Origin of the sequence: Sphingomonas sp. S1-29 (assembly GCF_026167545.1) — a bacterium.
Lineage (GTDB): Bacteria > Pseudomonadota > Alphaproteobacteria > Sphingomonadales > Sphingomonadaceae > Sphingomonas.
The window spans coordinates 1,379,651-1,392,036 of record NZ_CP110678.1; the positions used below are offsets into that span (position 1 = coordinate 1,379,651).

8 protein-coding genes are annotated in these 12,386 nt (G+C 67.9%); 5 read left to right on the forward strand and 3 right to left on the reverse strand.

Annotation, left to right across the window (positions count from 1 at the left end):
• The first annotated feature begins 182 nt into the window (after positions 1-182).
• Together OKW76_RS06440 and OKW76_RS06445 are read left to right on the forward strand one after the other, a co-directional pair.
• Positions 183-1,883 (forward strand): glycoside hydrolase family 43 protein, encoded by a 1,701-nt coding sequence (locus OKW76_RS06440; RefSeq protein WP_265552151.1) that lies wholly within the window; start codon positions 183-185, stop codon positions 1,881-1,883.
• Positions 1,880-3,643: a glycoside hydrolase family 9 protein gene (locus tag OKW76_RS06445; RefSeq protein ID WP_265552153.1), complete on the forward strand. Its 1,764-nt coding sequence runs from the start codon at positions 1,880-1,882 to the stop codon at positions 3,641-3,643. The genes OKW76_RS06440 and OKW76_RS06445 overlap by 4 nt, the downstream gene beginning before the upstream one ends.
• Positions 3,644-3,694: 51 nt before the next feature.
• Here the strand turns inward: OKW76_RS06445 and OKW76_RS06450 are convergent, their stop codons facing one another.
• Positions 3,695-6,109 carry a glycoside hydrolase family 3 N-terminal domain-containing protein gene (locus tag OKW76_RS06450; RefSeq protein ID WP_265552155.1) on the reverse strand — a complete coding sequence of 805 codons (2,415 nt, stop codon included), beginning with the start codon at positions 6,107-6,109 and terminating at the stop codon, positions 3,695-3,697.
• A gap of 174 nt (positions 6,110-6,283) precedes the next feature.
• Between OKW76_RS06450 and OKW76_RS06455 the strand changes: the two genes are divergently transcribed.
• The 3 genes from OKW76_RS06455 (at position 6,284) to OKW76_RS06465 (ending at position 10,669) form a co-directional block, all read left to right on the forward strand.
• Positions 6,284-7,339: a LacI family DNA-binding transcriptional regulator gene (locus tag OKW76_RS06455; RefSeq protein WP_265552157.1), complete on the forward strand. Its 1,056-nt coding sequence runs from the start codon at positions 6,284-6,286 to the stop codon at positions 7,337-7,339.
• A gap of 145 nt (positions 7,340-7,484) precedes the next feature.
• A complete protein-coding gene (locus tag OKW76_RS06460) occupies positions 7,485-8,897 on the forward strand; it encodes a sugar porter family MFS transporter (RefSeq protein WP_265552159.1) in 1,413 nt (470 codons plus the stop codon).
• Positions 8,897-10,669 (forward strand): IlvD/Edd family dehydratase, encoded by a 1,773-nt coding sequence (locus tag OKW76_RS06465; RefSeq protein ID WP_265552161.1) that lies wholly within the window; start codon positions 8,897-8,899, stop codon positions 10,667-10,669. Before OKW76_RS06460 ends, OKW76_RS06465 begins: the two co-directional genes overlap by 1 nt.
• A 149-nt stretch (positions 10,670-10,818) precedes the next feature.
• Here the strand turns inward: OKW76_RS06465 and OKW76_RS06470 are convergent, their stop codons facing one another.
• A complete protein-coding gene (locus OKW76_RS06470; protein WP_265552163.1) occupies positions 10,819-11,478 on the reverse strand; it encodes an HPP family protein in 660 nt (219 codons plus the stop codon).
• Positions 11,479-11,508: 30 nt separating this feature from the next.
• Complete coding sequence (locus tag OKW76_RS06475) at positions 11,509-12,381, reverse strand: SMP-30/gluconolactonase/LRE family protein (RefSeq protein WP_265552165.1); 873 nt, start codon at positions 12,379-12,381, stop codon at positions 11,509-11,511.
• Positions 12,382-12,386: the final 5 nt, after the last annotated feature.

Consider the following 12,386-nt stretch of genomic DNA (forward strand, 5'->3'; position numbering starts at 1 on the left):
GTCAATCAAGGAGCCACGAGGCGCCCAGGCGGTTTTGTTGCGCAGCATGGTGCGGCGCGAGCCGGCGCAACGATCCGCAATCCCGTACGGCAGCCGTCGATTTTTCCTTTTCCCCCTAGCGCCGCCCCCCTTCGACACGGTAGCGCTATCAACGGCCACCAAGAGCCGACAGGGAGAGACTGATGCGATCGATTGCCCCCATGTTCGCGGCAATGCTGCTGGCGACCACCGCACCCGGCGTTGCGCAGCAGGCGCCCGGCACCGCCAGCTTCGACTGGTTCGATTATCGCGGCAGCGATCCGATCGACAGCGTCGTCCGCCCCGGCCCCGGCGACTATCGCAACCCGATCCTGCAGGGCTTCTACCCCGATCCCAGCATCACCCGCGTCGGCGAAGATTATTATCTGGTCACCTCGACCTTCAGCTATTTTCCTGGGATTCCGATCTGGCACAGCCGCGATCTGGTAAACTGGACGCAGATCGGCAACGCGATCGATCGCCCCGATCAGCTCGATTTCAAGCAGCTCGGCCTGTCGCGCGGCGTCTTCGCCCCCGCGATCGAGCATCGCGACGGGATTTTCTACATCCTGAACACCTGCGTCGATTGCGGCGGCAACTTCCTGGTGACCGCGACCGACCCCAAGGGGCCGTGGAGCGATCCGGTCTGGCTGCCCGACCTCGAAGGCGCGATCGATCCGTCGTTGTTCTTCGAGGACGACGGCACCGCGTGGATCCTCAACAACGGCCCGCCGATCGGCCAACCGCGCTACCAGGGGCATCGCGCGATCTGGATCCAGCGCTTTGATGCCAAGACCAACAAGACCTTCGGCCCGCGCAAGATGCTGGTCGATGGCGGCGTCGATCCGTCGAAGAACCCGATCTGGATCGAAGGGCCGCATCTGATCCAGAAGGACGGCTGGTATTATCTCACCTGCGCCGAGGGCGGCACCGCCGAGGCGCACAGCCAGGTCGTGCTGCGCAGCCGCAGCCCCGATGGCCCCTTCACCCCCAACCCCGCCAACCCCTTCCTGACGCAGCGCGGGCTTCCCGCCGATCGCGCCAACCCGATCACCTCGGCGGGCCATGCCGATCTGGTCCAGCTGCCCAATGGCGACTGGTGGGCGACCTTCCTGGCGGTGCGTCCCTATGAGGGCGATTTCTACAATACCGGGCGCGAAACGTTCCTGATGCCGGTGACCTGGGAAAATGGCTGGCCGAGCATCACCAAGCCCGGCGAGGTTCTGCCCTACACCCATGCCCGCCCCGCGCTGCCGCCGCAGCCCAAGCCCGCGCTGCCGACCAACGGCGCGTTCGGCGTGCTCGAGCAGTTCGATGCCGACAAGCTCGGGCCGCAATGGATGATGATGCGCAACCCGCGCGAACAATGGCACCGGCTGGAAGGCGGCGCCCTCCACCTGCGCGCGCGGCCCGAGACGCTGGGCGACAACGCCAACCCCTCGTTCCTGGCGCGGCGCCAGCAGCATCGCGACGCGACCGCGACCACCGTCGTCCGCTTCGCGCCGACGCGTGACGGCGAGGCTGCCGGGCTCGTCGCGCTGCAGAGCGATGAGTATTGGTACGCGCTGGTCGTCGCGCGCGAGGGGGGCAAGCAGGTGCTGCGGCTCGACCAGCGCGCGGGCGAGGCCGACCCGAAGAACGGCAAGACGATCGCCAGCGTGCCCTTCACCGGCACCCCCGGCCACCCGGTCGAGCTGAAGATCACCGCGCGCGGTGACCGCTACGACTTCGCCTATGCCGCCAAGCCCGGCGAATGGCAGATTCTCGCCGAGGGCCGCGATGGCAAGATGCTGAGCACCAAGACTGCGGGCGGGTTCGTCGGCGCGGTGTTCGGCCCCTATGCCACCACCGGAGCAAAGCGGTGAAGGCCGCCCTGCTGCTGCTAGCGGCGCAGGGTGAGCTCGCGATCGACGTCAACCAGCTCGGCTTCGCCCCCGACGCGCCCAAGCTGGCAATCGCGCGGACGCCCGATGCGGCGCCGCGCGACTGGCGGGTCGAGGACGCGGCGGGCAAGACCATGTTGGCGGGCAAGACCACGCCCTTGCCCGCCGACCCGCGCGCCGGCGGGCACCAGCAGGCGATCGACCTGTCGGCGCTGACCGATCCGGGCAAGGGCTACCGCATCCGCATCGGCGATGCCGCCAGCGCGGCGTTCGCGGTAGCGCCGCAGCCCTATCGCGTACTCGCCAGCGATGCGCTCGCCTTCTTCTACCACCAGCGTGCGGGTACGCCGATCCTGGCGCGCCATGCCGGCGGCGCGCAATGGGCACGCCCCGCCGCGCATGTCGGCGAGCGCGTCACCTGCTTCGCGGGCAAGGACCAGCGCGGCAATGTCTGGCCGGGCTGCGGCCACACGCTCGACGTGACCGGCGGCTGGTATGACGCGGGCGATCACGGCAAATATGTCGTCAATGGCGGCATCGCGACCTGGACGCTGCTCAACCTCCACGAATGGACCGCCGGAGCCGCCTTCCCCGATGGCGCGCAGTCGATCCCCGAAGCGGGCAACCGCGTCTCCGACCTGCTCGACGAGGCGCGCTACGAGGTCGAATTCCTGCTGGCGATGCAGGTGCCGCAGGGCACGACGATGCAATTGCCCGTCGGCCAGAACGACCCCGCCAAGAAGCTGACCTTCACCGCGGTCGATGCCGGCGGGATGGCGCACCACAAGGTCGCCGACGAGCGCTGGACCAGCATCCCGATGCGCCCCGATCGCGATCCCGAGGCGCGCCGCCTCTATCCGCCGAGCACCGCGGCGACGCTCAACCTGGCCGCGGTCGCGGCGCAGGCGGCGCGGATCTGGCGCACGATCGACCCGGCCTTCGCCAAAAAATGCCTCGATGCCGCCACCAGCGCCTGGGCGGCTGCGCAGCGTAATCCGCAGCTGTTCGCGGTCGGCGATTTCACCGGATCGGGGGGCTATGGCGATCGCGACGTGTCCGACGAAGCCTTCTGGGCCGCCGCCGAGCTCTACGCGACGACCGGCGATCCGCGCTTCGCTACCGCGGTCGATGCATCGCCGCACGCCGGCCGGCTCGGCGGCGAGCCGAGCTGGGCGTCGGTCGCGGCGCTCGGCCATGCGACCCTCGCGATCGGCAGCGATGCGCAGCGGCGCGACCGTTCGCGCGCGCTGATCGTCGAGGCCGCCGACCGGTTCGAGCGCGAACGCGGCGACGTTGCCTATCGCATCCCCTTCGCGGGCGAACGCTATGTCTGGGGATCGACCAGCAACCTGCTCAACCGCGCGATGCTGCTGCGGATGGCGCAGCGCTGGACCGGCGAGGCACGCTTCGGCGCGGCGGCGGGCGATGCGCTCGATTACATCCTCGGGCGCAACCCCATGGGGACGTCTTATGTCAGCGGCCATGGCGAGCGCGCTCTGCAGAACCCGCATCACCGCTTCTGGGCACGCCAGGCCGACCCCGCCTATCCCGGCCCGCCGCCGGGTGCGCTGTCGGGTGGCCCCAATAACAGCAACATGGGCGATCCGGTTGCCGAAAAGCTGAAGGGCAAATGCGCGCCGCAGCGCTGCTGGGTCGACGATATCGGCGCGTTCACGATGAACGAAGTCGCGATCAACTGGAACGCGCCGCTGGTGTGGGTCGCGACTACCGCCGATAGCTGACCGCTGATCGGGTCGTCATTCCCGCCAACGCGGGAATGACGACCCCGCGGCTTACCGCACCGTCAGCTTCGCACTCTTCAGATCGACCGAGTTCGGCCCCGCCGAGATCGTGAACGTCCCCGGCTCGACCTCGCGCTGCATCTGCTGGTTCCAGATCGCAAGGTCAGCAGGCTTCAGCTCGAAGCGTACCGTCCGCCGCTCGCCTGCCTTGAGCGTCACCCGCTGAAAGCCCTTGAGCTCCTGCACCGGTCGGGTGACGCTCGCCTCGTCGTCGCGGACATAAAGCTGGACGACCTCGTCGCCGGTCCGGCGCCCGGTATTCTGCACCTCGACCTCGACGCGCGCGGTGTCGCCCGCGCCGATCCGCGGCGTCACGATCCTGGGCGCGCCGACCGTGAAGCTGGTGTAGCTCAGCCCATAGCCGAACGGGTAGAGCGGCTTGGTGGTGTCGAACAGATAGCCGCGCCGCGCCGACGGCTTGTAGTTGTAGAAATTGGGCAGCTGGCCGACATTGCGCGCGATCGACACCGGCAGCTTGCCGCCCGGATTGACCCGCCCGAAGATCACGTCGGCGGCAGCGGCACCGGTCTGCTCGCCCATATACCAGCCCTCGATCAGCGCGGGCGCCGCCTCGGACAGATAGTTCACCGACAATGGCCGCCCGTTGAGCAGCAACACCACCACCGGCTTGCCGAGCGCGAATATCCGCCGCGCGAGTTCGTTCTGCGGCCCGATCAGGTCGAGCGAGGTCCGGTCACCCAGATGCGCGTCGGCCCAGGCCTCGCGGCTCAATTGCTCGTTGTCGCCCAACACCATAACGATCACATCGGCATTGCGCGCGGTCGCGACCGCTTCGTCGGCCAGCTTGGCGTTCACTTCGGGCTCGACCAGATCGACCGCATCGGCTGACCAGGAGCGGCTCTTGGTCAGCCGCACCCCCTCGGCATAATCGACCGCGAACTTGCCCTGCCCTTCGGCGCGCATCCCGTCGAGGACGCTGACCACCTTGGCCGGCACCTCCGAATAGCCGCCGAGCGGCGTGTCGTTGGCATGGGTGCCGATCACCGCCATCCGCTTGATCTTGGTCGCGTCGAGCGGCAGCACGCCTTGATCGTTCTTCAGCAGCACCATCGCGCGCTGCGCCGCCTCGCGCGCCAGCGCCACCGCGTCGGGGGTGTTGACCTTTGCGGCCGCCGCGTTGGCATCGACATAGGGGTTCTCGAACAGCCCTGCCTGGAACTTCATCGTCAGGATGCGGCGCACCGCGGTGTCGATCTGCTCCTGCGTGACCTTGCCCGCCTTGAGCAATTCGGGAAGCTTGGTGAAACCCTCGCCATCGGGGGTCTCGATATCGACCCCGGCATCGAGCGCGCGCGCTGCTGCATCGCCGATGTCGCTATACATCTTGTGCCGGGTCACCATCTCGCGGATCGCGAAATAGTCGCTGACCACCAGCCCCTGGAACCCCCATTCCTTGCGCAGCACGTCGCCCAGCAGCCATTTGTTGCCGTGGCTGGGGATGCCGTCGATCTCGTTATACGACGCCATCACCGACATCACCGGCAATTCCTTCACCGCGCGCTCAAACGGCGGGAAGAAATTCTCGCGCAGCGTGCGCTCGGAAATGTTGGCGGGTGCGATGTTGGTGCCGCCCTCGGGCTGGCCATGCCCGGTCATGTGCTTGAGCGTGACGAACACCTTATTTGGGGCCAGCGGCAGCGTCGTCCCCTGAAAGCCGCGGATCGCCGCGAGCCCCATCTCGCTCACCAGATGCGGGTCCTCGCCATAGGTCTCCTCGATCCGCCCCCAGCGCGGATCGCGCGCGACATCGACCACGGGTGCCAGCGCCAATTGCGCGCCGACCGCGCGCATCTCGCGCGCCGCAACGCCGAAGATGCGCTCGACCAAGGCGGGGTCGAAGCTGCTGGCGAGCCCGATCGACTGCGGAAAGCTGGTGGCGCCCGGCGCGACATAGCCGTGCAGCGCCTCTTCGTGGAAGATCATCGGGATACCGAGCCGGGTCTGTTCGACCGCCCAGCGCTGCGCAGCATTCACATAGGCTGCGGTTTCGGCGGGGCTGCGGTTGCTGGCCCCCGCAGCGGCACCGGCGGCGCCGACGCCGCCCTGCGCCGCGACCTTCACGCCGCGGCGGTCATAGGGACGCGCGATCTGGCCAATGCCGTTGGGGAAGGACTTCGCTGCGATCTCGGGCGAGAACACCCCGGTCGCGGTCTGGATCTTGGCCTTGCCCTCCCAGATCGTCACCATCTGCGCGACCTTTTCCTCGAGCGTCATCCGCTTGAGCAAATCCTCGACACGCGCAGGAATCGGCTGGCGTGCATCCTTGTACAGCGGCGCATCGGCAGGGGCCCGGGTCTGCGCGGCGAGTTGTGGTGCGTGGATCGCAGCGGTCGCGGTGCCCAGTGCCAGCGTCGCGATCGCCAGCCGGCGACCTGCGCGCTTCATCGCTCGATTATCCATGACGCAACTCTCCCATTTGCACCGCCGATCGCGTAGAACGCGGTCATGTCGTTTGTGATAGCGCTATCACGGATAGGCGAAGCCCGAGTTTGGCGTCAATGCCGGCGGGAATTTGCCAAGTCGTGGAAGGCGCAATAACCCTGCGACAGGGGAGAGACGATGCGATCGACACGGCGGGGGCAAGGCGGAATTACGGTTCAGGACGTGGCGCGCGAGGCCGGGGTTTCGGCGATGACGGTATCGCGCGTCGTCAATGGTGGCACCAATGTCCGCGAAAGCACACGCGTTGCGGTGCTCGAAACGATCGACAAGCTGCAATACAAGCCCAACGCCGCCGCGCGGACGCTGGCGGCGGGCGATGCGACGCAGATCGGGCTGCTCTATTCGAACCCTTCGGCGGCCTATCTCAGCCAGTTCCTGATCGGTGCGCTGGCGGGCGCGCGGCGCGCGGGCTGCCACCTGGTGCTCGAACCGTGCGAGGGCGACAGCGCCGAGGAACAGGCCGAAGCGACCCGCATCTTCGCCAGTACCCAGGTGCAGGGCGTGATCCTGCCGCCGCCGCTGTCCGAATCGGCGGCGGTCCGCGCCGAGCTTGAAGCTGCGGGTATTCCCGCAGTCGCTGTCGCCATGGGCCGCCCCAGCCCCGGCAGCCTCAGCGTGCGGATCGACGATTTCGACGGCGCGGTCGCGGTGACGCAGCATCTGCTCGACCTTGGCCACACCGACATCGCCTTCATCCGCGGCCACCCCAACCAGGTCGCCAGCGCCGAGCGCTATCGCGGCTTCACCTGGGCGATCGAACGCGCGGGGCTTGATCCCGCGGCGATGCAGGTCGAACAGGGCTTCTTCACCTTCCGATCGGGGATGACCGCCGCCGAATCGATCCTGGCGCGCGAGCGGCGCCCGACCGCGATCTTCGCGAGCAACGACGACATGGCCGCCGCCGCAGTGGGTGTCGCACATCGGCTGGGGCTGCAGGTGCCGCGCGACCTCAGCATCGTCGGCTTCGACGATACCGCGCTCGCCACCAATGTCTGGCCCGAGCTCACCACCGTCCGCCAGCCGATCGCGCGGATGGCCGAAATGGCGGTGACGATGCTGCTGAACCGCTTGCGCACGCGCGGCGGGGTGGCGGGCGACGACACGCTCGAACACATCCTGCCGCACGAGCTGATCCTGCGCGAATCGACCGCGCCGCCACCGCCCAGGCGCTGAACGGCCGCCCCGCGGGGTCGCTTGCGGAAAGGCTTGGCGCGACGAATTGCCGCGGCTAACAGTCGCTTGCAATCGGCGGGCATTTGCGCTCTTTGGTTACCGCTAACACACGAGGCGCAGCGAGCGCACGGATTCAGGAGCAGGCATGGACGGGGCAGCAGGCAATCGCGCGAATATAGGGTTCATCGGCGCCATCGTTGCGGTGGCGACGATCGGCGGCTTCATGTTCGGCTATGACAGCGGCGTCATCAACGGCACGCAGGACGGGCTCGAGGCAGCGTTCGACCTGTCCGAGCTCGGCACCGGGTTCAACGTCGGCGCGATCCTGATCGGCTGCGCTGCGGGTGCGTTCGGCGCCGGCCGGCTTGCCGACATCATGGGTCGCCGCAAGGTCATGATGATCTCGGCGGTGCTGTTCCTCGTCAGCGCGCTGCTCGCGGGTGCCGCGGGTTCGTCGGGCTGGTTCATCCTGGCGCGCATCATCGGCGGCCTCGGCGTCGGCGCGGCATCGGTGCTGTCGCCCGCCTATATTTCCGAAGTCACCCCCGCCGCGATCCGCGGCCGGCTGGCCTCGATCCAGCAGATCATGATCATCACCGGCCTCACCGGCGCGTTCGTCGCCAACTGGGCGCTGGCGTCGGTCGCCGGCGGATCGACCGCCGAATTCTGGTACGGCTATGAAGCATGGCGCTGGATGTTCTGGCTGCAGGGCATCCCTGCGCTGGTGTATCTGCTCGCGCTGCTGACGATCCCCGAAAGCCCGCGCTACCTGATGGCCAAGGGCCGCGAAGCCGAGGCCGAAGCGGTGCTGGTCAAGCTGCTCGGCCGCGACGAAGGGTCGCGCAAGGTCGTCGAGATCCGCGATTCGCTGAGCTCGGACCAGCATCGTCCGCGCCTGTCGGACCTGATCAGCAAGACCACCGGCAAGGTGCGTCCGATCGTCTATGTCGGCATCGGCCTGGCGATCTTCCAGCAGATGGTCGGCATCAACGTCGTGTTCTATTATGGCGCGGTGCTGTGGCAGTCGGTCGGCTTCTCCGAGAGCGACGCGCTGCTGATCAACATCGTGTCGGGCACGCTGTCGATCCTAGCCTGCCTCGTCACCGTGCTGGTGATCGACAAGGTGGGGCGCAAGCCGCTGCTGCTGATCGGTTCGGCGGGCATGACCGTTACGCTCGGCACCGTCGCCTTCGCCTTCTCGAACTCGGTGACGGCAGCCGATGGCAGCGTCGGCCTGCCGGGCAATTGGGGCATCATCGCGCTGATCGCCGCCAATCTGTACGTCATCTTCTTCAACGTCAGCTGGGGCCCGGTGATGTGGGTGATGCTGGGCGAGATGTTCCCGAACCAGATCCGCGGTTCGGCGCTCGCCTTCGCCGGCCTCGCGCAGTGGCTCGCCAACTTCGCGATCTCGGTCAGCTTCCCCTGGGCGGCCGCGAATATCGGCCTGGTCGTCACCTACAGCTTCTTCGCGATCAGCGCGGCGATCTCGTACTTCTTCGTGATGCGTGCGGTGCACGAAACGCGCGGCGTCGAGCTCGAGAATATGGAAGGCTGATGCGCACTCCGGTCCGTCCCTTCCGATCGCGCGAATGGTTTGCCGCCCCCGGGCGCAGCGACATGGCGGCGCTCTATCTCGAGCGCTTCATGAACTACGGCATCACACCGCAGGAGCTGCGCTCGGGCCGACCGATCATCGGGATCGCGCAATCGGGGTCGGACCTCGCGCCGTGCAACCGGATCCATGTCGAGCTCGCCAAGCGCGTGCGCGACGGGATCCGCGATGCCGGCGGGATCGCGATGGAGTTTCCGCTCCATCCGATCTTCGAAAACTGCCGCCGCCCCACCGCGGCGCTCGACCGCAACCTCGCCTATCTCGGGCTGGTCGAGATCCTCAACGGCTATCCGATCGACGCGGTGGTGCTCACCACCGGGTGCGACAAGACGACGCCCGCGCAGGTGATGGCGGCCTCGACCGTCGACATTCCCGCGATCGTGCTGTCGGGCGGACCGATGCTCGATGGCTGGCATGATGGCGAACTGGTGGGTTCGGGCACCGTCATCTGGCGCAGCCGGCGCAAGCTGGGCGCGGGCGAGATCACCGAGGACGAATTCCTCGATGCCGCCACCGCCTCGGCCCCGTCGGCAGGGCATTGCAACACGATGGGCACCGCATCGACGATGAACGCGATCGCCGAAGGGCTGGGGCTGTCGCTTCCCGGCTGCGCGGCGATCCCCGCCCCCTATCGCGAGCGCGGGCAGATCGCTTATGAAACCGGCGTCCGCGCGGTCGAGATGGCGTATGAAGACATCCGCCCCTCGTCGATCCTCACCCGCCAGGCGTTCCTCAACGCGATCGCGCTGACCACCGCGATCGGTGGATCGTCGAACGCGCAGCCGCACATCATGGCGATGGCGCGCCATGCCGGCGTCGACATCACGCCCGAGGACTGGATGGTCGGCTACGACCTGCCGCTGCTGGTAAACATGCAACCGGCGGGCAAATATCTGGGCGAGCGCTTCCATCGCGCCGGCGGCGTGCCCGCAGTGCTGTGCGAGCTGCTCGCCAAGGGCAAGATCGACGGCGACGTGCCGACGGTCACCGGCCGCACGCTGGCCGAGAATGTCGCCGGGCGCGAGACTCGCGACCGCGACGTCATCTGGCCCTATGACGCGCCGCTCAAGGAGCGCGCGGGCTTCCTGGTGCTCACGGGCAATTTGTTCGACTTCGCGATCATGAAGACCAGCGTGATCTCCGACGCCTTCCGCGCGCGCTATCTGTCACGCCCCGGCGAGGAGAATATCTTCGAGGGTCGAGCGATCGTGTTCGACGGTTCGGACGATTATCATCACCGGATCAACGATCCTGCGCTGAATATCGACGAGGATTGCATCCTGGTGATCCGCGGCGCGGGCGTGCTCGGCTGGCCGGGGTCGGCCGAAGTCGTCAACATGCAGCCGCCCGACGCCCTGCTGGCGCGCGGCGTCCAGAGCCTGCCGACGCTGGGCGATGGCCGCCAGTCGGGAACGTCGGACAGCCCCTCGATCCTCAACGCCTCGCCCGAGAGCGCGGGCGGCGGTGGCCTCGCGTGGCTGCGCACCGGCGACCGGGTGCGCGTCGATCTCAACCGCGGCGAGTGCAACGCGCTGGTCGAGCCCGCCGAGATCGAACGCCGCAAGGCAGAGCCGGCACCGCCCGTGCCCGCCAGCAACACGCCCTGGGAGGAACTGTACCGCGAAAAGACGGGGCAGCTCGCCGAGGGCGGCGTGATGGAAATGGCGCTGAAATATCGCGGAACGTCGGAAAAGCCGCCGCGGCATAATCACTAAGCGGGGATAGCGGGACCACCCCGCCCCCTCCCCGTTCGTGCTGAGCTTGTCGAAGCACTGTCCTTACTTAGCGACCGGCACGCCTAAGAAGTACGGCGCTTCGACAAGCGCAGCGCGAACGGATGGGGTAGGTTGCCGGCCCCGAAACCTCAGCGCTTGGCTTGGCGCTTCGCGGCGTGGCGCTCGGCGTGCGCGAGCAGCGCTTCCAGATCCTCTGACGCGATATCGAAGCTCTCGTCCATATCCTCGAGCGCAGCCTCGATATCGGCATGCTGGAGCCGCGACACCGGCACCGCTGCCGGGACATGCGGGTAATTGCCCGCGGTCGCGCGGTGGAACAGCAATGCCACCGCCACCAGCGCGATCGAATTGATCGCGACCGGCGCGAACGCGAAGCCATAGCCCGCGGCATGGATGCCCTCGCTGCCGATCACCGCGGTCAGCGCCGCGGCGCCGCCGGGCGGATGCAGGCAGCGCAGCAGCGACATGACCAGGATCGCCGCCCCCACCGCGACGCCTGCCGCGATCGTGATATCGGGGATCAGCCGATACACCGCGACCCCCACCAAAGACGAGATGACGTTGCCGCCAACGACAGGCCAGGGCTGCGCCAGCGGGCTCGACGGCACCCCGAACACCAGCACCGCCGATGCGCCGAGCGGCGCGACAATCAGCGGGAAATCGATGCTGGTCAGCGGCAAGCCGCCGGTGACGACGATCGTCAGCGCGATGCCGATCGTCGCGCCGAGGCAGCCGATCAGCCGGTCGGTGAAGTTGGCGCCGGCCAACAGCGGTTTGAAGAAGTTCATGCTCGTCCTGCGTGGATCATCGCCCGGCGCTTAGAACGCCGCCTCGACCCCCGCCACCCCCGGCACGTCGACGGTGAAGCTGAACAGATCGCCCGCTAGCGGTTCGCGGTCGCGCCCCGCGGCATCGAGATGCTTGGCGGCGGTGGTCGCGAATACCGTGCGCAGATCGGGACCGCCAAAGGCGAGCTTGGTGATCGCGCTCACCGGAAAGCGAACGGTTTCCCGCAGTTCGCCGGCGGGCGAATAGCGCCGCGCGCCCCAGCCATTGTAGAGGCCGATCCATACGCAGCCTTCGGCGTCGCATACCGGGCCGTCGGGATAGCCGTCTGCGGGGTCGATCTGCGCGAACAGCCGCATGTCGGTCAGCGTACCGTCGGCGGCGAGCGCGCAGGCGTGGATCGTGCCGCCCAGCGTATCGACATGATACAGCGTCCGCCCATCGGGGCTGATCGCGGGGCCGTTGGTGATCGACACCGGCGCGGTCGAGGCGACGCAATCCTTGCCGTCATAGCGATATATCCGCCCGGTCGCCGCCGCTTCGGCATCGTCCATCGTCCCGAACCACAGCCGCCCGGCAGGATCGATCGTGGCGTCGTTCAGCCGATTGCCCGGCATGTCGGGCTCGGGATCGATCAGCGGCGCGAACGATCCGTCTGCGGGATCGAAGCGCGCCAGCCCGGTCTGTAGCCCGGCAACGAAGCCCCCGCTGCGCATCGGCAGCACGAAGCCGACCTGCGCGGGCGCGTTCCAGCTCTGCCGGTCCCCGCTGGCGGGATCGTAGCGATGGACGAACCGGCCCTTGATATCGACGAACCACAAGGCGCGGTCGCGCGCGACCCAGGTCGGCCCTTCGGGCAACGGCGCGCCGAGCGACCAGACGCTGCGCGGTTCGCTTGTCGCCACGCCGC